Raw genomic sequence first — 20,122 nt, 5'->3', positions numbered from 1 at the left:
CGGCCATCGGGCCTACGTTGGTGACATGGCAGTGATCACCGCTGGAAGTCGGGGAGCGCAGGCTCGGACGGGCGCCATGGATGTCCTGATGTCTGCCGTGCTGTTCGTGCTGTCGGTGGTGGCGGTCTCGGTCGTTCATGACGAGCACCGGCTCTCCTTGCGGTGGCCCGCCGTGGTGCTCGTCGGGGTCAGCTGCTTCGCGCTGATGTGGCGACGCCACCACCCCTTTGGCGTACTCGTCGTGGCAGTGGGCTCCGCGGTGGTTCTGCAGGAGATGGGATTCCGGGAGGGCCCGCTGGAGACCAGCCCGGTCATCCTGTCCGTCTACACCGTCGCCGTGTGTACCGACCGGCGTACCGCCTGGACAACAGCGTGCGTGTCGGCAGCCGTGCTGGTGGGAGCGGCCGTGGCGTTGAATCCCCGATCATGGTTGTCCCCGGACAATGCGGCGATGCTGGCATGGACCGCTCTGCCGGCTGCGGTCGGGGACGGGGTGCGCTCACGCAGAGCCTATGTGGCGGCCGTGGAAGAACGGGCAGAGCACGCGGAACGGACCCGCGAGCAGGAGGCTCGCCAACGGGTGGCCGACGAACGGATGAGGATCGCACGTGAGCTGCACGACGTCGTAGCCCACCACATCGCCCTGATCAACGCCCAGGCAGGCGTCGCTGTCCATCTTGTGGAGCAATGCCCCGAGCACGTACTCACCGCCCTGGAGGGCATCCGCGACGTGAGTCAGTCCGCGCTGGACGAGCTGCGGGTGACCGTAAGCCTGCTACGGCAGCCGGATGAGACGGCCGCCCCCCGGGACCCGACGCCGGGCATGCCTCAGGTACCGGCCCTTCTGGCGTCTTTCGAACGCGCAGGGCTCGCCGTCAAGCAGACACAGAGCGGCATCGCCGAACCGCTGGCGCCGGCGGCCGACCTGGCGGCGTACCGCATCATTCAGGAGGCCTTGACCAACGTGCGCAAGCACTCGGGCGTGGATCACGCCCGGTTGGACCTGTGCTACCGCCCGCACTGGCTGACGATCACGGTGGAGGACGACGGGCACTCGAAACCCCCTTGTCCCGACTCGGGGACCGGCCACGGGCTCATCGGGATGCGCGAGCGAGCCGGGACCGTCGGAGGAAGGGTGCAGGCGGGAGCGCGTGCTCAAGGCGGTTTCACCGTGATCGCCGAGCTCCCGCTGCTGTCCGGCACGAAAGAACGCGATGTGGCATCGAACGGCAACGACGAGGTGGGACGAGCATGACGATCCGTGTCCTGCTCGCCGATGATCAGGCTTTGCTGCGAGGCACCTTCAGGATGCTGTTCGATGCCGCGGACGACATGGAAACCGTGGGCGAGGCCGCCAACGGCAGGGAGGCCGTGGAACTGTCGAATGCACTGCATCCGGACGTTGTTCTGATGGACATCCGCATGCCCGAGATGGACGGCCTCGACGCCACGCAACTGATCAGTGAGTCCGAAGACCTCGCCGGGGTGAAAGTGCTGATCCTCACCACCTTCGAGGACGACGAGCACGTCGCCGAGGCACTGCGTGCCGGGGCGAGCGGCTTCCTCGGTAAGGGCGTGCGTCCCGAGGTCCTGCTCGACGCCGTCCGCACGGTGGCCGCCGGTGAGGCGCTGCTCTCACCGGTGGCGACCCGCGCGCTGATCTCCCGGTTTCTGGCGCAGCCCGAACTGTGTCCGGCCGTCGTCCAGGAGCGCCTTCAGTATCTGACACCGCGGGAGCGCGATGTGATGTGCCTCGTGGCCCTGGGTCTTTCAAACGACGAGATCGCCGAACGTCTGTTCGTCAGCCCGCTGACCGCCAAGACGCACGTCAATCGGGCCATGACCAAGCTGGCGGCACGTGACCGGGCCCAGCTCGTCGTCATGGCCTACCAGTGCGGCCTGGTCAGCCCGGCGACGGAAACAAGTCGTCCACGGTCGTGAGGATCGTGCCGGGGAGGCCGGGACGGCGTCGGCCGTAGGCCCGGGCATCGCGTACCACGGATGTGGTAGACGCAATTCGCTCCAGGGGGACGACGCGTGATCACACCGTCGTGGGCGACAGTGAACCTGTGAACGGAATCAGGCCCGTGAGCCCGCAGGGACCTGCCGCACGCCCGGCCCTCGGCCCGCCGTGACGCTGCAGGCCCATCCCGCGACGCGCTTGTGCCTCATCGTGCCGTAGCTGCGCGCCACGTGCGGCGTGTGCCGCAGCCAAGAGAGGACGTCTCGACATGCTCAGCCCGCTTCAGGAATGCCACACCATCCGTGAACGCCTGGCCGGATACGCACTCAACACACTCGTCAAGGAAGAAGCCGGTGCCGTCACCGCCCACCTGGCGACCTGTTCTGCCTGTCATGACGAGCACTACTGCCTCGCAGCCGTGGCGGCTCACCTGGTTCCCCTCCGAGAGGCGCTGACCGACGAATCCAGCCGCGCAAGGCTCGGCCGGCGCCGCCCGGCACGGACCACGCCGCTCACACTCTCACAATGGGGGAACTCGAAGGCATGGGCCGCGGCGAGGTGAAGGCACCCGCGGCCTCCCCGTACCGTCGTCTCAACGAGGCGGGACCGGATGGAGCCGCACGCGGTCCAGGACGGCGACACCGTTGACCGACAGGATGTCCTCCACGGTGTTCAGGAAACCCGAACATCCGTGAGCCCATCGATCGCCAACTCTGCTGAAGTCATGGGCAGAGAGCCGTTCGGCTCCCGGGTGCCGACGGATCGAGCCAGTGCTGCGGGACCGGCACCGCGGCACCGGCGCCTTCCCCGGTTTCGGCTTCACTCGACCAGAGAGGGACCTCCGCCGCCGATGGGCGTGGTGGACTCGGCCAGGCGGGCGTGCGCGAGGAGCCGACGGGCCGGATCACGTGCTTCCCTCGCGCTCAGCGCGGCCCAGGCTCCCGGCTCGAGAGCAGGTTGCGGTGGGCGACGAAAGTCTCGGTCGCCGGCTCAGTGGCGAGGTCCAGTGCTGCCCGAAGGGCAGCAATCAGGGGCGCCCTCAGGGCCTACGGAGTCCTCAGGCCTACGGAGGCCATCCCAAGACCGCTTCGACCTCTTGGACGCCCTGCCCTACGTGGAAGTGAACCTCGCTCACGCTCCCCAGCCGCTTCTTCGGCGGCTGTTCGAGCTCACCCAGCTCGTGATCGAGCTGCATGAGGACACCGACCACATCACGTGCACCATGAGCTTGCCGGCCGACTGCATGCCGACCGGAGTGGAGGCAGCCGCAAGGATTGCCGAAGTCATGCCCTCCCACGCCCAGGAAGCTGCGAAGAGTGCAGGGGACAGCCTTGTCCGTGCTGGCGGAACCGCTCCAGGGAGTGCGTACGACTATCATGCCTGGCCTCTGATCGACACCGAGGGGAGCACCCAGTGCAGGACGTGGCGGAGACCGAGGAGCTCGCCCTGCGCGCGGCCGCCGGTGACGGGGCGGCGCTGGACGCACTGTTGCAGAAGGTCCGGCCCGAGGTCGTACGGCGCTGCGGACGCTTTCTGCCCTGCCGCGAGGACGCCGAGGAGGCGGCCCAGGACGTCCTGCTCCAGGTGGCCCGGAAGATCACCACGTTCGAGGGCCGCAGCCGCTTCAGTACCTGGCTCTACACGGTGGTCGCCAACTGCGCCCGCCAGAAGTACCGCGAGCTGAAACGGCGCGCGGCCGAGCAGCCGGACGCGATCGACGCGTCGCAGCACGTCGATCCACGCACCACCAGCGTCATCGCCGGTTCCCGGGTCGACCTCCTGGAGGCGCTGGAGCGTCTGGAACGGGAACACCCCCATCTGGTGGCCCCGTTGGTCTACCGGGACATCTGCCAGCTGGAGTACGCCGAGGTCGCCGAACGCGTCGGCATCCCGCTCGGCACGCTCAAGTCCCGGCTCCACGAGGCACGCAGGCAGGTCAGGCCCTGGCTGGCCGACGCGTCCTAGTCAACTCATGGGCTTAGTACGGTGATTGGGCCGCGAAGTAAGAGCTTCTGAGAAGTGGCGCAAGGGCCTCGCGGCGGCCGTGATCTTGTGTGTACTGTCCACGCCTGTGTCGTACGGCATGTGTTCAACGGCCGTTCTACGCGCGCAGATCGGCGCCCGCACCGCCTCTTCCCCCCCACTCATGGAGGAATGCCGGATGCTCACCCCCACCGGTCGAGATCCTCAACGACCTGATGACCAACAACAGCGTCGACAGCACCGACCCGTTCGGCTTCTCCATCGACTCGCTGAGCATCAGCTCCGGTTACCCGGCCGCGATCTCCGACAGCACGAACGCGGTCCTGCACGGCTCGTTCGGCACCGTCACCAAGAGCCTGATCGCCAGCGGTACGACGGCCACGCTCAAGACCGCCGACAACTCGGCGGTCAAGGGCCTGCTCTATCGCAGCGGTTACTCCGGAAACACCGGCGCCTTCTTCGCCACCAGCACCTTCGGCAGCGGCAAGGTCGCCTTCTGGGGCGACAGTTCGCCGATCGACGACGGCACGGGTCAGTCCGGCAACACGCTGTACGACGGCTGGAACGACACCGGCGCCACCAACGCCGCGCTCGCCTTGAACGCCACCGAATGGCTTTCCTCGTGAGCCGGCCGTAGACAGCGCTTCCCCGCCACGCCCGCTGAGGCGTGGCGGGGATCCGGTCACCGCTGGGTGTAGATGAAGCCGATCTTGTCGACCTCGTCGCCCGTGCGGCCGTGGAAGCCGGCGATCTGCCACCCAGCGGGCGCGCTGCGGGTCACGCAGTCCGACGTCGTCGTGCCGGCCGCCAGGCTGTTGCCGAGGTTGGTGGTGAACTTCGCGTAGAAGATCCTCGTCCGGCCGTCCTGCTGGCCCTGGCACAGCCGCGCCGAGGTGAGGTACTCGCCGCTGCCGAGAGTGAGGGAGGAGGCGGTGCCGCCCGTGCCGCCGTGCGTCAGCGTCGTGCCGTTGCTCAGCGTCAGCCCCATCTGATCGACCCGGGAACCCCCGCGCAGCGAGACGGTGGTGGCCCGCGCCCCGGCCGGCACGCTGTCGATGTCGTTGAAGTAGTCCCCGTGCGGGCCGCCGAACTGGTCACTGAGCTGGAACGCCGCATTGCGTGACCAGGAGAATCCGGCGGTGATCGGGTCGTGGTCGGAGAGCATGAGCCCGTCGCTGGTCAGGAACTTCGCGTGCTCGTTGTTGTACGACGTCGCGTTGAGCGTGATGAGCTTGCTGCCCCGGTAGAGAATCTTGTCGACGACCTCACAGGTGTTGGGCACGGTGGCCCCCGACTGGTCGCAGACCAGCGCGTCACTGCCCTTGGCGGGCGGGGTGCCGCCGCGGACGAGCTTCACCCAGGCGTCGGTGAGGCCACCTGCCGCGCCGAACTCGGCGATGGTGTCGCCGGACCGGGTGTAGCGGGTGTTCGTGTCGCCCATGACGACGACGGCGTTGCCCGCCGAGTGGCTCTTGATGAACGCGGTGAGCTGATGGAGGTTGTCCGCGCGCGAGGCCAGATCACCGTCATTGGTACCGGCGTTGGTGTGCAGGTTGTAGAAGTCGACGTAGACGCCCTCGGCGAGCCGCTCCCGCATGAAGGTGAAGCCCTTGAAGGTCAGGCAGTCGCCCGAGTCGATCTGGCAGGAATTCCAGCCGACCCGCTCGAAGTCGTCGGTGTCGTACGCGATGTCGGACAGCGTGTTCAGACCGCTGCCTATGCCGGCGCCGCCGCTGGTCGGGGTGCGGTAGGGGTGGGAGTCGGCCGCGTAGAGGTAGGCGTGGTAGTTGAAGTCCTCCTGCACGTTGACGATGTCGTACGGGCCGAGCCGTCCGCCGATCGCCGTGGTGCTGGAGTCACGGGGGGTCGAGGCGCTGGAGAGGCTCTCGGGCAGTCCGGCGACGTTGTAGCTGAGCACGCTGAGGGTGCCCGAGTCGGCGGCGGCAGCGGCGGGAGCCGCCGCGGTGAGCCCGCCGAGGGTGGCGGCTGCCGCCGCCGCACAGGCGAGAAGTCTGCGGAAGGGGGACATGGGGGGTGGTCTCCTGGGGACGAGGGGGGTCAATAGCCGACCGAGAAGGTGGCGTCGGCCTTGTCGGTGGTGGTGGAGACCGGATCGATGCGCAGGACGTAGTTCGCGTGCCTGACGTAACGGTCCGGGTAGTTGTAGGAGCGGAAGGATGACCACGAGGTGTCGGCCAGGCCCGCCGTCCGGTAGAACGTGGCGTCCTGTGCGAACGTCGTCGTCGCGTCGTTGACGTCGAGGACGAGCTGGTAGTCGCTGTGGCGCAGATAGCGCGTCGGGTGGTTGACCGACCTGAAGGAGACGCCGGACGAGTCGGCGAGGCCCGGCACCAGCGTCCACTGGCCGTCCGTGTACGGGTCGAAGGGGTACTCGTCGATGCGTCCGACATAGTTGGAGTGGCGGACGTAACGTGCCGGGTAGTTGTAGGACTTCAGCCGGTTCCAGGCGGGGGAGCCCCACTTCGCCAGGAGGTTGTTGTACTCGGTCGTGGTGATCGGCTGGATGGTGGCGTGCTTGGAGTTCACCGGCTGGGTGTAGAGGCGCTGGTCGAGGGCGGTCCAGGTGCCGGCGGCGAGATCGGTGGACTGCCAGGCGTAGAAGACACCGTTGGGGGTGTAGGTGTCGCCCCACAGGTACCAGTTGCTCGACGTCTGGGACTTCACCAGGATCGGGGCCTCGGTGCCGCCGTGCGAGACGGGCGTGCTGAACACGCTGAAGCTGCCCGGGTCCAGCGAGCTGGACCTGGCGCCCACCAGCGTCTGGTCCTTCTTGAAGTAGAGGTAGTTGACGCCGCCCACGCCCACGGCCAGGTCGCCGTCGATCACGTCGTAGCCGGGGTCGAAGAAGACCTGCGGAGCGGACACCGTGGTGAAGTCGGTGGTGTAGTTCACCATGATCACGTTGTGGCCGGTGGAGTTGACGGCCGAGTAGATGATCCCGTACGCACCGCGGCCCGCGTCCCAGAACGCCTCGGGCGCCCAGCTGTGGGTGGCCATGTCGTGCAGCTTCAGCCGGTGGTAGTTGGTGAAGGCGCGCAGGTCGGTGGAGTCCCAGACGTGGATGTACTGGCTCTGCAGACTCCAGTCGGTGCCCTTGAGGTCGGTGGCGAGCACCACGAACGTGCCGTCCTGCTTGCGCAGGATGAACGGGTCGCGCAGGCCGCCGGTGCCGCCCGTCGGGGTCACCACGGGGTTGTTCTGGTTCAGCGGGGTCCACTGCAGCGAGTCGGGGCTGACGGCCAGATGGAGGCCGTAGTCGGAGCCGTTGCCGTTCGGGGACTCCGTGAAGTAGCCCATCACGTACGCGCTTCCCGTCGCGGCCCGTGCGGACGGGGAGCCGATGGCGAAGGCGGCGGTGAGGCCCGCCATCGCTCCCAGCACGCTGCGGCGGGACGGCTTAAGGGGCCTGTCGCTCATAGGGACGTCCTTCTCTCTCGGGGAGGGGTCAGGCCCAGGCCGTGACGGGGACGAAGGAGCCGTCCTGTCGGAAGAGGTCGGTGCCGTCCGCAATGTCCACGCGGAGCTGGTAGTTGTAGTGGCGCAGGTAGTAGCCCGGGTAGTTGTACGACTCCAGACGGACCGAGCCGGTCGCCGTCCCGGTCCGCGCGATGTACGTGGCGTCCTTGGCGAACGTGGCTGTCCCGTCGTTCGCGTCGAAGCGGGCGCGGAAGTCCCAGTGCCGCAGGTAGTTGCCCGCGGCGTCACGGAAGGAGTAGCCGTTCGCGTCGGCGAGCCCCGCCACGACGGTGAAGGCGGACGCCTGCTTCTCCGCCGTGCTGCTGGAGCTGGTCACGACGGGCAGGTTGAGCAGGGAGGAATGCTCCTGCCAGTAGCGCGTGGTGTAGTTGCCCGACCTCAGCGAGCGGGTGACGCCGGTCGACAGGCTCGCCGCACCTGAGACCGTCTCCTTGATCACGGTGAAGTGGCGTGCCGTGCCGGAGATGCCCGGCAGCTTCTTCGGGGCGCTCCAGGTGGCGAAGGTGTCGTAGCTGTCGCTGTAGTAGTAACTGCCGTCGCCGTAGCCGTCGAAGAAGATCCGCCAGCCGCCGTTGTCGAGCTGGACGAGGGCCGGCCCCTCACGGGTACCGCCCCAGCCCGCCCAGTCGTCGGTCCGCTGGATGGTGTACGAGCCGGTGAGGCTGGAGGCGGTCGCGTACTCGATGTACTTCGTCGTCTCGTTCTTCGTGAACGCGTGATAGGTCGAGCCCGTCTTCACGATGAACGTGTCGATGTGATTGGCGCCGATGCCCGTGAGCGCTATGGGTGAATTCCACGCTGTCAGCGCGGAGTTGGTGGCCTTCAGCAGATACGGAGTGAAGATCCACTCGTCGCTGGTGAGGGAGCAGGACACAATGATGTTCACGCTGCCGTCACTGTCCACGAACCACTCGGGGGCCCACGCGCGGGACAGATTGGTGACCGGGACCGTGTAGTCGTACAGGAAGGTCCAGTTGACTCGGTCGGAGCTGCGGGCGAAGCCGATGGTGGTGCTGGTGTCCTGCCAGGTGTGCGTGGTGTACGTGACGTAGTAGTAGCCGTCCGTGTGCCGGAAGACGCTGGCGTCGCGGATCCTGTTGCTGGGCGGCGTGTACGCGGATGCCTTGAGGAGCCGGAAGTCGGTGGCGTCGTCGGACTCGTAGACGTTGACGGTGCCGTCGTCGCTGTTGAGGAAGGGCACGATGGTGTAGCGGGTGGCGTAGCCCCGGGCGGGCGCTGTCGCCGCTGCGGTGCCGAGCAGTCCGGGCAGTTCACCGAGGACGAGGGCGGTGGCGGGCAGGGCGACCAGTGCGCGGAGCAGGCTCCGGCGGGACGGCTGCGCGGGGCGCGACGGGGTGTGGGGTGTGATCATGTGCGGCTCTCCTTGGTTCGGTCACTCAGCCGGCGCGGTGACTTCCGCGGCGGTGAGGGTCTTGCCGTACACACGGAAGCCGTCGAGCGACCCCTGCCCGTAGGGGACGGCGTACGGGGACTTGCCGAGGTACGCGGCGCGGATGTGGGTGCCGAAGAGTCGGGCGGTGGTGGCCCTTCACCACCCTGCTCATGTTCGAAATACCGAATGCTGTGCGACATGCTGTGCGAGGCATTACGGTAAGGGCTTGCCGGGTGATGTGAACAGAGCCTGTTGCGGCGGAAGTTCACCGTGTTCACGCGAGGACCGGAGAACGCGGCGCTCCGGGTGGCCGCCGCCCTGTCTAGGCTGTCCGCGTGAAGGAGCAGAGCAGCAGACCACTCGCCGTGTTCGACCTGGACGGCACCCTCGCGGACACCGCGCACCGGCAGCGGTTCCTGGAGCGAGCGCCACGGGACTGGGACGCGTTCTTCGCGGCGGCGCCGCAGGATCCGCCGTTCGCGGAGGGCGTCGCGCTGGCGCTGAAGAGCGCCCAGGAGTGCGAGGTGGTCTACCTCACCGGCCGTCCCGAGCGGTGCCGCCGCGACACCCTGGACTGGCTGGCCGCGCAGGGGCTGCCCGACGGGCGCGTCTTCATGCGGCGCAACGACGACCGCAGGCCCGCCCGCCGCACCAAGCTGGAGATCCTGCGCCGGCTGGCCCGCGACCGCGAGATCCACGTCCTCGTGGACGACGACGAACTCGTCTGCGAGGACGCGGAACGGGCCGGCTTCAGGGTCGTACGCGCACGCTGGGGGACCGCGTCCGCAGCGCTGAAGGACGCACAGGAGCGCGAAGGGCGGACCTGACGGTCCGGGTACGGGGACGGTCCGCTGGCGTGGCGTGCTGAGGTGCCGCGGGGGCGGCGATCGCTCGGGTGACGTGGCGAGGTGTCGCGCGGGTGGCGTTCGCGCGGGCGGTGGGCTGAGGTGCCGCGCAGGGGGAGGTCGCTTGCGCGGTGGGCCGAGGTGCCGTGCAGGGGGAGAGCGCTCGGGTGGCGTGGCGAGGTGCCGCGCTGGTGGCGATCGCCCGGGCGGTGGGCCGAAGCGCCGTGCAGGGGGAGAGCGCTGGCGTGGCGTACCGAGCTGCCGCGCGGGTGGCGTTCGCCCGGGTGGTGGGCCGAGGTGTCGCGCAAGGGGAGGTCGCTTGCGCGGTGGGCCGAAGTGCCGCGCAGAGCGAGGTCGCTTGCGCGGCGGGTCGAAGCGCCGCGCAAGCGCAGGCCGTGCGCGTGGCAGGTGCCGAAGTGCCGTGCGGGAGCCCGTGGTGGCGAGCCGCGCTCACCGGGCGCCCGTGCGGAGGTTCGGCGGTGAGACGCCGTCGCGTCAGTCGCCGTCCTCCAGCCGGAAACCGACCTTCAGGCCGACCTGGTAGTGCTCGATCCGCCCGTTCTCGATCTGCCCCCGGACCTGCGTGACCTCGAACCAGTCCAGCCTGCGCAGGGTCTGCGAGGCCCGGGTGATGCCATTGCGAATGGCCTGGTCGAGGCCCTCGTGGGAGGTCCCGACGATCTCGGTGACCCGATACGTGTGGTCGGACATGCGGGTGCTCCTCTCCGCCGTGGCGGGTGTGCCACGCGTCATTCCACGGTGCCCCACAGCGCGGCGGTCCGCGAGATGTCGGGATGCCCCGGGTGAGGCCGAACCCTTGGCGGGCTTGTCCGGTCCATTTCGCAACCCCATCTCATGGCCGCGCCCGGACGTCTACCCGGCCACGCTCAGCGACAGCGCGAAGCGGCCCTCCTCGTCCGTCCACCAGTGGGTCAACTCGAAGTCCGAGGCGGCCAGTTCGCGGCGCACTCCCTCCTCGCGGAACTTCGCCGAGATCTCGGTACGCAGTTCCTCGCCGTCCGCGAAATCGACGGCGAGATCGAGAGCGGGGATCTTCACGGTCTGCGCGGTCCGCGACCGCAGCCGCATCTCGATCCACTCCCGCTCGGCGTCCCAGAGGGCGACGTGATCGAACGAGCCGGGATCGAAGTCGGCGCCCAGCTCGCGGTTGACGACGGTCAGCACGTTCTTGTTGAACGCGGCCGTCACCCCGGCCGCGTCGTCGTAGGCGGCGACGAGTACCGACGGGTCCTTGACGAGGTCCGTGCCGAGCAGCAGCGTGTCACCGGGCGCCAGCAGGGCTCGTACGGACGCAAGGAACGTGGCGCGTTCGGCCGGCAGCAGATTGCCGATCGTGCCGCCGAGGAACGCCACGAGCCGCGGACCGGGCGTGCCGGGAAGCGTGAGACCGCCGGTGAAGTCGGCGATCAGCGCGTGCACATCGAGGTGTGGGCGCTCGGCGATCAGCGCCTTTCCGGCCTGGGTGAGGGCGCTCTCGCTGACGTCGACGGGCACGTAGGTGTGCAGCCGCGGCATCGCGTCGAGCAGGTGCCGCGTCTTCTCGGAGGAGCCGGAACCCAGCTCGACGAGAGTGCGCGCGCCACTCGCCTTGGCGATCTCATCGGCCCGGGCGATCAGGATCTCGCGCTCGGCGCGCGTCGGGTAGTACTCGGGAAGTTCGGTGATCTCCTCGAAGAGCTCGCTGCCGTGCGCGTCGTAGAACCATTTGGGCGGCAGCGTCTTGGGCGTGCGGGTGAGGCCGTGCAGGACGTCGGCCCGCAGCGCGGCGTCCGTGGCGTCCTCGGGAAGGGTGCGGGTCAGCGTGAACGGGCTCACGTACGGGGCTCCTTGGGCTGCGGGGATGCCATGTGGTCGGTCATGTCCTTGAGCGGGGTGAGCAGTACCTCGGTGCGGCTCGCCGTGAGGAGTGTGCGGTCGGGGACTTCCTGCCAACGCGGGTCGTCGTCGTGGGGCTCGGAGGCGACGACGGTGTGGTGGCCGGGCTCGTTGAGGTACCAGAGGGTGTCGCCCCAGGCCGTCGCGCTGATCGTCCCGCCGTTGGTGAGCAGCAGATTGAGCCGGGAGCCGGGGGCCGCCTCGGCGACCTCCAGGACGGTGTCGGCCAGCGCCTGGCTCTCGTCGTCGCCGCCGCGCAGCCGGTGCAGCATGAGCGCCCACACGAGCGCCGAGTCGCAACGGGCCTCCAGCGACAGCAACTCGACCGCGGGCAGGCCCTGGACGAGCGGGGCGAGGGAGCCCGGCCATCCAAGGACGGCGCCGTTGTGGCTGAACAGCCAGGGGCCCGCGGCGAACGGCGCCGCCGCGGCCTCCCCGTCCGCGCCCCCCACAGTCGCGTCCCGCACCGCGGCGAGCAGGGCACCGGCCCTGACGACACGCGCGAGGTCCGCGAACGACTGGTCGCCCCAGATGGGCCCGGTACGGCGGTAGCGGGCGGGCGCCGGGTCCCCGTCGGCGTACCAGCCCACCCCGAAACCATCGGCGTTGACCGTCCCGTGCCGCTGTCGCCGCGGCGCCCACGACTGCCGGTACAGGCTGTGCGGTGGCTCCACGAGGAGCCGGCCGAGCGGTACCGCCGGCCCCACGTATGCCAGATGACGGCACATCAGGAGGACCCGTCGCGGGCTGTACGGAACCCCGAGAAGATCTGCCGCCGGATCGGATAGTCCCAGTTGCGGAAGGTGCCCCGGCAGGCCACCGGATCCACCGCGAACGAGCCGCCGCGCAGCACCTTGTACTCCGGGCCGAAGAAGACCTCCGAGTACTCCCGGTAGGGGAAGGGCACGAACCCGGGATAGGGCTGCAGATCGCTCGCCGTCCACTCCCACACGTCACCGATCAACTGCCGTATCCCCAGCGGCGATTCGCCCGCCGGATAGCTGCCGGCCGGTGCCGGGCGCAGATGGCGCTGGCCGAGGTTGGCGTGCTCCTCGGTGGGGTCGGCGTCGCCCCAGGGGTAGCGCGTGGAGCGATCGGACGCCGGATCGTGGCGGGCCGCCTTCTCCCACTCGGCCTCGGTGGGCAGCCGCCGCCCCGCCCAGCGCGCGTACGCGTCCGCCTCGTACCAGCACACGTGCAGCACCGGTTCGTCGGGCGGTACGACCTCGGTGACGCCGAAGCGCCGCCGCAGCCACTGCCCGCCGTCGCGGCGCCAGAACAGCGGCGCCTCGATGTCGTGCGCCCTGATGTGGTCCCAGCCCTCGGGAGTCCACCAGCGCGCCTCCCCGTAGCCGCCGTCCTCGATGAAGGCCTGGTACGCGGCGTTCGTGACCGGAGTGGTGTCCATGAAGAACGACGGGACCGTACGCCGATGCGCGGGCCGTTCGTTGTCCAGCGCCCACGGTTCGGTGGACGTGCCCATCACGAACGGGCCGCCGGGCACGAGGACTTCGGCGGGGCCGGTGAACAGGTGCGCGGGAGCGGGGTCCGGTGCCGTCAGGGCGGCCGGACCGCTGCGGAGCTGATGGGTGATCAACATTGTCTCGTCGTGCTGCTGTTCGTGCTGCGCGATCATCCCGAAGGCGAAGCCGGCCTCGGTCAGCCGGGTGCCCTGGAACGCGGTGCTCTCCAGGACGTCCAGTGCCCGGCCTCGTACGTCGGCCGCGTAGCGGCGAGCCTCGGCGGGCGGCAGCAGCGGCAGCGAGGGCCGCTCCGCGCGCGGATGCTCGAACGCGTCGTACAGCCCGTCGATCTCGGGTCGCATCGCCTCGCGCCCCGCGACCGCGCGCAGCAGCCACAGCTCCTCCTGGTTGCCTATGTGCGCGAGGTCCCACACCAGCGGTGACATCAACGGCGAATGCTGGGCGGTCAGTTCGGGCTCCTCCACGCAGGACGTGAGGAGCGCGGTGCGGTCGCGGGCCGTGGTCAGCGCGCCGAGGGCGCGCTTCCTGAGCGACTCCGGGTCCGTGAGCACATCGGGGGAGGTGTCGGGGGCGGTCATGTGCGGATGTCCTTCCCGTGGAACTGACCCTGGAACTGGCTGAGCAGATCGTCGGCGGGGCAGCGGCCCCGAGACACGTAGCGGTCGGTGAACTCCACTACGGCGTCCATGACTTCGGTGGTGGCACCGAGCCGGGGCAGGGCCTCGGTCGCCGCCGCGAAACAGACGGCGGCGACCTCGCGCAGTTCGGGATCCGCCAAGCCGTGGCGTGCGGCGTCCCGCCACAGCGGATTGCGCGGAGCGGGCAGTGAGCCCGCCCGCTCGGCCAGCGGCTTGACCGTCCGGTAGGCGATCTCGGCGGCCTCCGCGTCGTCGAAGAGCGCCGCCGTCACGGCGAGCGGCACGATCCAGCCGTCGTCGCCCGGCTGCGCGTCGATCATGCGCAGCTCGAGATGACCGCGCGGCCGCACCGGCGGGAACAGGGTCGTCAGGTGATAGTCGAGGTCCCCTCGGTCCGGCGGCGCGCCGGAGCGGGTCCAGGCCCGGAAACTCATGCCCTCCGGTACGCCCCAGGGGCCGCTCGGCGCTCGTACGCACATCACCGGCGCGTCCAGTACGTGCCGGGCCCAGGCGGCCCGCGGCTCGTCGCCCAGTCGCGGGGCGTCGGTGCGCCCGGGGTCCATCGCCGCCCACAGTGACTGGCGTGTGGAGCGCCAGCCGGTGCGCCGGCCCGCGGCCATCGGGGAGTGGGCGAACGCGGCCACCAGGACCGCGCCCAGCTGGTGCGCCAGCCACCAGCGGCGTCCGTGCCCGAGCGGGCCCGGCTCCTCGTACCCGGCGTCCAGGCAGACCTGGACGGAGGCGGAGGTGCACATCATGGCGCGGCCCTCGGGCCCCGCGCGGTCGAGGTAGCGCTCCATGGCGTCGTACCTCGGCTCGTGCAGGAAACGGCTCGGGGGGTTCCAGGGATCCTGGCCGTAGCCGCTGAGGGCGAGACCCGCCTCGCGCAGAGTCGCGCGGACCGCGTCGAGGTCGGCGGAGACGGACCCGACACACTCCATCAGGGAGGTGGCGGGAGCGGAGCTGAGCTCCAGCTGGCCGCCGGGTTCGACGGTGAGCGCCGAACGCAGGGGCAGGGTCCGCAGTGCGGCGTACGCCGCCTTCAGTCGCGCGGGTGGTACCGGGAGCCGCGGTTGTCGCAGCTCGTGGACGAGCCATTCCAGTTCCACACCGAGGAAGCGGGGTGGGCCGGTCTTGAAGCAGATGCCGCGGACCAGCGCTTCCACCTCGGCCTCGGTGACGGCGGAGCGGGGCTCCGTACAGTCACTCACCGAATCGGACATGTCGGGATCCTCCTGAGATTCCACCATGCCGCCGGCCCGGAAGGCCTGTGGGCCGGACCGGCAACGCTCGTCCCACCCAAGACCCTCGAGGCGGTTCGCACAAGGGTGCAGAATCGTCGCTTTCGGGACCGGGAAACTCTCTTTGCGGAGCCGCGAAACTCTGTTGCGCCGCACGACCAGCATCGCTCACGATGCGTTCATGGGCACGACGGGGGAGATCGCGGGCGGTGTGCTCGTGGCGCGCACGGGGGTCGCGCCATGAGCGCCCGCCTGCGTGCCATCGCTCAGCAGACCGAGCAGATCGTCGCCTCCGGCGCGTACCGCGCGTCCGACGGGCGCGAGGTGTCCATCGCCGCGGAGACCGAGGCCGCCAGGACCGGGACGCGGATGCACGGTCCGAAACCGCTGGCCCTACGCCCGGTCACCCCCGTCGACACCTTGATCGAGGTCACGGGCGAGAGCAGCCTGGAGGCCGCCCGGAGGATGGCCGGGGAGCGCGCGCCCGTCGCCGTCCTGAACTTCTCCTCGGCGCGCAATCCCGGCGGCGGCTACCTGAACGGCGCACAGGCCCAGGAGGAGGCCCTGTGCCGGGCCTCCGCGCTGTACGGGTGCCTGCTGCGGGTCAGGGAGTTCTACGACCACCATCGCGCCCACCGCGATCCGTTCTACACGGACCGTGTCATCCACTCACCCGCCGTGCCCGTCTTCCGTGACGATCGCGGCCGGCTCCTCGACGAGCCGTATCCGGCCGGCTTCCTGACGGCCGCCGCGCCCAACGCCGGGGTCGTCCTGCGCACCGCGCCGGAGCGGGCGCCCGACCTGCCGCGCGCCCTCGCCGTCCGCGCCGAGCGGGTCCTGGAAACCGCCGCGGCCCACGGCTACCGGCGCCTGGTGCTCGGCGCCTGGGGCTGCGGCGTCTTCCGGAACGACCCGGTTCAGGTCGCGGAGGCCTTCCGGGACCTGCTGGTCAAAGGCCGTTTCGAGGGGCACTTCGAGCAGGTCGTGTTCGGGATCCTGGACCGTACGGCGGGGGCGGCAACCCGCAGCACATTTGAACGTGCTTTCGCATAGGAGCGCCCCGTCAGGGGCGCGGGGAACTGCGCGACCAGCCACGGCAGGCCCGCAGTGAACCACGAGACCACCCTCCCCGGGCAGGCGGGTGCGTGAAGCTCAGTTCCAGCCGTACCGCTCCCGCAACCGGTGCACCACCAAGTTGAACCGCATCCGGTCCAGCGCACACGCCTCGCGCCGCATGCCGTCCTCGTGCAGCCGCAGCACGCGGTCCACGTCCACCCACGAGTCCCGTCCCGACCGGTCCCACGGCCCGCTGCCGATCGGCACCCACTCCCGGTCGCCGTCGTGCCGTTTGCTGGAGAGCTGCACGGCGAGCAGCGTGCCCGTGGCCTCGCGGGCGACGACCAGCACCGGGCGGTCCTTGCCCCGGCCGTCGTTCTCCTCGAAGGGCACCCACGTCCAGACGATCTCGCCGGGGTCGGGGTCGCCGTCGTGCGCGGGCGAGTACTCGGTCCTGACCCGGCCGACCTGGCGCGGCTCGGCCTCGGTGGTCGCGGTGGGGCCGTAGCGGCCCGGGACGTCTTCATCGGTTTCATCGGTAAACGCAGTCACGCGGGCCACGGTAGAGCCTGCACGGCACGGACCACCGAGCAGGGCCGCACCTACGCGACTTCGGGGTGTACAGCGGGCAACTCGCGTACGCCACTTGGGGCGTACAGCGGGCAACTCGCGTACGCCACTTCGGGCGTACAGAGGTCAACCCCCGTACGCCCGAAGCCTCAGCGTGTCACCCCTCGTCCTTCTCCACCGGCACCTTCTCCGACCGCGGCGGTACGAACCCGTTGAGCGCGGCCGCCGTGCCCTTGTCCGTCGCCCCGTCCTGGTTCATCGACGCGAGCAACTGGCGTGCCAGGCCCAGGCCGGTGCCGCCCATGGTGAGGGCCTTGGCGAACACGTCCGACATGCCGTCGGCGCCATTGAGCAGCACCATGTGGTCGACGTTGCCGAACGCGCTCGCGCCCGCCTGGACGATCTCCGGCCAGTTCTCGGCGAGTTGCTGGGCAACCACCGCCTCCTGGTTCTCGGCGAGGGCGGCGGCCCGCGCCTTGATGGCTTCCGCCTCGGCGAGACCCTGCGCGCGCGTCGCCTCGGCGGCGGCGAGTCCCTTGGCCTGGGCCGCGGCCGCCTCGGCCTCACCGGTGGCCTTGGTCGCCGTCGCCGCGGCCGCACCCCTCGCCTTCGTCGCCTCGGCTTCCGCGTTGGCCGCCGTCTTGACCCGGGTCGCCTCGGCCGCCGCGGCGAGTTCGGTCTCCTTCGCCTTGGCCTGCGCGGCCGAGATACGCGCGTCACGCTCGGCCTCGGCCCGCGCCCGGGTCTCGTACGCCTTGGCGTCCGCGGGCTTGCGGACGTCCGCCTGGAGCTGCTGCTCACGGCGGTGCGCCTCGAGTTCGGCGATGCGGGTCTCCTGGACGACGACGTCCTGCCGGGCGGCGGCGTCGGCGAGCGGCCCGGCCTGCCGGGCCTTGGCGGCAGCCTTGTCCCGCTCGGCCTGGTAGCCGGCCTGCAGGATCTCGCTGTCCCGGGTCGCCTCCGACATCCGTGCCGCGGCCTTCTGTTCGGCCTCGGTGGCGAGACGGTTCGCCTCGGCCTGCGCGATCCGCGCGTCGCGCTGTACAGCGGCGGCGTGCGGCATGGCCAGGTTCTTGATGTACCCGGTCGGGTCCTCGATCTCGTGGATCTGCAGCGAGTCGACGATCAGACCGAGCTTCTCCATCTCCGTACCGCACGCGGCCCGGGTCTGGCCGGTCAGCTTCTCGCGGTCGCGGATCATGTCCTCGACGGTCAACCCGCCGACGATGGACCGCAGATGACCGGCGAAGACGTTGTGCACCCGCTCCGCCATCAGCTTCTGCTGGTCGAGGAAGCGGCGGCCCGCGTTGGCGATCGACACGAAGTCGTCGCCCACCTTGAAGATGACCACGCCGCGCACCTTGAGCGGAATGCCCTGGTGGGTCACGCAGTCCACGTGCAGCTCGGTCTCGTTGAGGTCGAGCGAGATCTTGCGCACCGCCTGCACGCCCGGCAGCACCAGCGTGCCGCGCCCCGTCACGATGCGGAATCCCATGCCTTCTTCAAGACCTTCGGTCCGATGCTTCGAACCGGAGATGATCAGTGCTTCGTTGGGCTCCGCGACGCGCCACATGAGCTTGAAGACCACAACGACGAAGATCAGTGCGAGGACAACTGCCCCCGCCACGACGCCGACAACCATCGGCATACGCCCCCTTTGCATGGTGCCCTATCGGCACCGAACGAACGGGAGTGTGCTCCTTGGCAAGGCCGGGGTACAGACGCTGACGGATCCTTGTTGCAATCTTGACGCCGACCCTCTCACCTGGGAGGGGACGGGCTCAACTGTCGTACGCCGCCGAGACGTAGACGGTCCGCGGCGGCAGGTACTCCACCACCATCACCACCGTGCCCCGCTCGATGCGCTCCGCTCCCGGCGCGGGGTACGCGAGGAAGTGTTCGGCGCCGCCGCGCACCCGGACGATCACCTCGCCGACGAGCCCGGGTCCGACCGTGCCGGTCACCCGCCCCATCAACCCGACCATCGACGCGTCGTCCATGGTCACAGCGTACGGTGCGAAGTCGCCTATGCCACCGCCGAGTCCGCGGCGCTCTCGTGCGGCGGCCACCGTTCGTGCCAGCGCTGATCGGCCTCCAACTGGGCCGCCAGCGACACCAGCAGCGGCTCGCTGTCCGCAGGACCGAGCAGCTGCGCGCCGACCGGCAGGCCCTCGCCGACGAAGCCCGCGGGGACGTTCACCCCGGGCCAGCCGAGGATGTTCCAGGGCCAGGCGTAGGGACAGGCGGCGATCATGGCCCGGTCGGTGCCGAAGCCGTTCAGGTTCACCATCGAGCCGATCCGCGGCGGGGGAGCGGCGGTCGTCGGCGCCAGCAGCACGTCGTACGTCTCGAAGAGCGCGCCGATCCGCCGGTGCAGCGTGGCCTCGGCGCGCCGGGCCACCCGCAGGGGCGCGCCGCCGAGCAGCCGGCCGAGGCGGGCGGCGCCGCGGGTACGCCGGTCGAGAAGGTCCGGGAACGGGGCGGCGCGCACCCGCTCGGCGAGCCCCGCCGTCGCGCGCGGGATGAACGTGAGCCCGATCTGCCCGTACCGCGGCTCGGCCTCCTCCACCGTGTGCCCGAGCGCCGCGAGGCGCTCCGCGAGGGCGACCACCCGCTCCCGTACGACGGGGTCGAGCCGGGCGGGCAGCGCCGTGAACGGCGGCTTCAGCGACAGCGCGATCCTGAGGCGGCCCGGCTCGCGCCCCACCGCGTCCGACACCCGCAGCGCGGACGGGCGGTGCAGGTCGCCGTCATGGTTGCCGCTCGCCGCGTCGAGGAGCAGGGCGGCGTCCGCGACGGTGCGGGCGAGCGTGCCGTTCACGGTGATGCCATGGAACGACTCCGGGCGCGGCCAGGTGGAGATCCGGCCGCGCTGCGGCTTGATGCCGATCAGATGCGTCCAGCCGGCCGGGATGCGCACCGAGCCGGCGCCGTCCGAGCCCAGCGCCGCCGGGACCAGACCCGCCGCCACGGCCGCCGCCGAGCCCCCCGACGAGCCACCCGGGGTGTGCTCGCGGTGCCAGGGGTTGCGGGTGATGCCGAAGGCGGGCCCCTCGGTGAAGGGCCACTGGCCGAGTTCGCAAGTGTTCGTCTTGCCGATCACGATGGCGCCGGCCTCCCTCAGACGGCGTACGGCCTCGCCGTCCTCGGCCACCGGCAGATGGTCGCCCCGGCAGCCGAACGCGGTCGGTTCGCCCGCCACGTCCATGTCGTCCTTGACCGCCACCGGCACCCCGAGCAGCGGCCGCCGCATCCCGGCGGCCAGCTCCTTGTCCGCCGCGTCGGCCTCGGCGAGCGCCGCCTCGGCGCGCACCAGTCGGAAGGCGTTGAGGGTGGGCTGGGTCGCCTCGATCCGGGCCAGCGCCCGCTCCACCACCTCGCGTGCGCTCACCTCGCCGTCGGCGAGGGCGCGGGCACACTCCGCCAGACCCGGGGCACGGTCGGGAGCCATGGGGACACCTCCGAAGCACGTCGTCTACCGCACGGTAACCTCCGGACGGGCCCTCCGGTACGGGACGCGTAAGTTCCCTTGTGGAACGGCGAGTTCCGGCCGCC

At 70.3% G+C, this 20,122-nt stretch carries 18 protein-coding genes and 1 pseudogene; 7 read left to right on the top strand and 12 right to left on the bottom strand.

Features of this window, described 5'->3' with window-relative positions; genetic code table 11:
* Window positions 1-88: 88 nt before the first annotated feature.
* The 5 genes and pseudogenes from AB0D27_RS05050 to AB0D27_RS05030 form a co-directional block, all read left to right on the top strand.
* The gene (locus AB0D27_RS05050; RefSeq protein ID WP_362502129.1) at window positions 89-1,255 is read left to right on the top strand and encodes a histidine kinase; all 1,167 of its coding nucleotides are present in this window, start codon (window positions 89-91) and stop codon (window positions 1,253-1,255) included.
* Window positions 1,252-1,941, top strand: a complete 690-nt coding sequence (locus tag AB0D27_RS05045; RefSeq protein ID WP_362502127.1) for a response regulator transcription factor — start codon at window positions 1,252-1,254, stop codon at window positions 1,939-1,941. The genes AB0D27_RS05050 and AB0D27_RS05045 overlap by 4 nt, the downstream gene beginning before the upstream one ends.
* Before the next feature lie 290 nt (window positions 1,942-2,231).
* Window positions 2,232-2,525: a zf-HC2 domain-containing protein gene (locus tag AB0D27_RS05040; protein ID WP_362502125.1), complete on the top strand. Its 294-nt coding sequence runs from the start codon at window positions 2,232-2,234 to the stop codon at window positions 2,523-2,525.
* An 851-nt stretch (window positions 2,526-3,376) separates the two neighbouring features.
* Window positions 3,377-3,928 (top strand): RNA polymerase sigma factor, encoded by a 552-nt coding sequence (locus AB0D27_RS05035; RefSeq protein ID WP_362502123.1) that lies wholly within the window; start codon window positions 3,377-3,379, stop codon window positions 3,926-3,928.
* A gap of 212 nt (window positions 3,929-4,140) precedes the next feature.
* Window positions 4,141-4,566: pseudogene (locus AB0D27_RS05030) on the top strand (hydrolase); the annotation flags it as partial.
* 62 nt (window positions 4,567-4,628) lie between these two features.
* Here AB0D27_RS05030 and AB0D27_RS05025 read toward each other — a convergent pair.
* From AB0D27_RS05025 to AB0D27_RS05015, 3 genes are read right to left on the bottom strand one after another with little or no spacing between them, the layout of a single operon-like run.
* The gene (locus AB0D27_RS05025; RefSeq protein WP_362502121.1) at window positions 4,629-5,975 is read right to left on the bottom strand and encodes a jacalin-like lectin; all 1,347 of its coding nucleotides are present in this window, start codon (window positions 5,973-5,975) and stop codon (window positions 4,629-4,631) included.
* A 29-nt stretch (window positions 5,976-6,004) separates the two neighbouring features.
* Window positions 6,005-7,384: a glycoside hydrolase family 43 protein gene (locus AB0D27_RS05020; protein WP_362502119.1), complete on the bottom strand. Its 1,380-nt coding sequence runs from the start codon at window positions 7,382-7,384 to the stop codon at window positions 6,005-6,007.
* Window positions 7,385-7,412: 28 nt separating this feature from the next.
* Window positions 7,413-8,816 (bottom strand): glycoside hydrolase family 43 protein, encoded by a 1,404-nt coding sequence (locus AB0D27_RS05015; RefSeq protein WP_362502117.1) that lies wholly within the window; start codon window positions 8,814-8,816, stop codon window positions 7,413-7,415.
* 356 nt (window positions 8,817-9,172) lie between these two features.
* Here AB0D27_RS05015 and AB0D27_RS05010 point away from each other — a divergent pair, with 356 nt between their 5' ends.
* Window positions 9,173-9,664, top strand: coding sequence for a hypothetical protein (locus AB0D27_RS05010; protein WP_362502115.1), 492 nt, complete (start codon window positions 9,173-9,175; stop codon window positions 9,662-9,664).
* A 513-nt stretch (window positions 9,665-10,177) separates the two neighbouring features.
* Here the strand turns inward: AB0D27_RS05010 and AB0D27_RS05005 are convergent.
* The 5 genes from AB0D27_RS05005 to egtA all read right to left on the bottom strand — a co-directional run bounded on the left by AB0D27_RS05005 (window position 10,178) and on the right by egtA (window position 14,923).
* The gene (locus AB0D27_RS05005; protein WP_362502113.1) at window positions 10,178-10,393 is read right to left on the bottom strand and encodes a dodecin; all 216 of its coding nucleotides are present in this window, start codon (window positions 10,391-10,393) and stop codon (window positions 10,178-10,180) included.
* Between the two features lie 162 nt (window positions 10,394-10,555).
* Entirely contained in the window at window positions 10,556-11,518 is a 963-nt protein-coding gene (gene egtD / locus AB0D27_RS05000) for an L-histidine N(alpha)-methyltransferase (RefSeq protein WP_362502111.1), read from the bottom strand.
* On the bottom strand, window positions 11,515-12,306 hold the full coding sequence (egtC, locus tag AB0D27_RS04995; protein WP_362502109.1) for an ergothioneine biosynthesis protein EgtC: 792 nt from the start codon (window positions 12,304-12,306) through the stop codon (window positions 11,515-11,517). Before egtC ends, egtD begins: the two co-directional genes overlap by 4 nt.
* The gene (gene egtB, locus AB0D27_RS04990) at window positions 12,306-13,640 is read right to left on the bottom strand and encodes an ergothioneine biosynthesis protein EgtB (protein WP_362502107.1); all 1,335 of its coding nucleotides are present in this window, start codon (window positions 13,638-13,640) and stop codon (window positions 12,306-12,308) included. Before egtB ends, egtC begins: the two co-directional genes overlap by 1 nt.
* A complete protein-coding gene (egtA, locus tag AB0D27_RS04985; protein ID WP_362502105.1) occupies window positions 13,637-14,923 on the bottom strand; it encodes an ergothioneine biosynthesis glutamate--cysteine ligase EgtA in 1,287 nt (428 codons plus the stop codon). The genes egtB and egtA overlap by 4 nt, the downstream gene beginning before the upstream one ends.
* A 258-nt stretch (window positions 14,924-15,181) precedes the next feature.
* On the opposite strand from egtA, the gene AB0D27_RS04980 reads away from it, so the two are divergent.
* On the top strand, window positions 15,182-15,994 hold the full coding sequence (locus AB0D27_RS04980; protein ID WP_362502103.1) for a TIGR02452 family protein: 813 nt from the start codon (window positions 15,182-15,184) through the stop codon (window positions 15,992-15,994).
* Window positions 15,995-16,093: 99 nt separating this feature from the next.
* On the opposite strand, the gene AB0D27_RS04975 is transcribed toward AB0D27_RS04980, so the two are convergent.
* The 4 genes from AB0D27_RS04975 to AB0D27_RS04960 all read right to left on the bottom strand — a co-directional run bounded on the left by AB0D27_RS04975 (window position 16,094) and on the right by AB0D27_RS04960 (window position 20,018).
* Window positions 16,094-16,549 carry a type II toxin-antitoxin system PemK/MazF family toxin gene (locus AB0D27_RS04975; RefSeq protein WP_362502101.1) on the bottom strand — a complete coding sequence of 152 codons (456 nt, stop codon included), beginning with the start codon at window positions 16,547-16,549 and terminating at the stop codon, window positions 16,094-16,096.
* Window positions 16,550-16,724: 175 nt separating this feature from the next.
* Window positions 16,725-18,215 carry an SPFH domain-containing protein gene (locus AB0D27_RS04970; RefSeq protein WP_362502099.1) on the bottom strand — a complete coding sequence of 497 codons (1,491 nt, stop codon included), beginning with the start codon at window positions 18,213-18,215 and terminating at the stop codon, window positions 16,725-16,727.
* Window positions 18,216-18,348: 133 nt separating this feature from the next.
* Complete coding sequence (locus AB0D27_RS04965; RefSeq protein WP_362502097.1) at window positions 18,349-18,567, bottom strand: hypothetical protein; 219 nt, start codon at window positions 18,565-18,567, stop codon at window positions 18,349-18,351.
* A 26-nt stretch (window positions 18,568-18,593) separates the two neighbouring features.
* Window positions 18,594-20,018, bottom strand: a complete 1,425-nt coding sequence (locus AB0D27_RS04960) for an amidase (protein ID WP_362502095.1) — start codon at window positions 20,016-20,018, stop codon at window positions 18,594-18,596.
* Window positions 20,019-20,122 lie beyond the last annotated feature (104 nt).

Source organism: Streptomyces sp. NPDC048415 (assembly GCF_040651675.1).
GTDB lineage: Bacteria > Actinomycetota > Actinomycetes > Streptomycetales > Streptomycetaceae > Streptomyces.
This window is presented reverse-complemented; position numbering and strand designations above follow the sequence as displayed.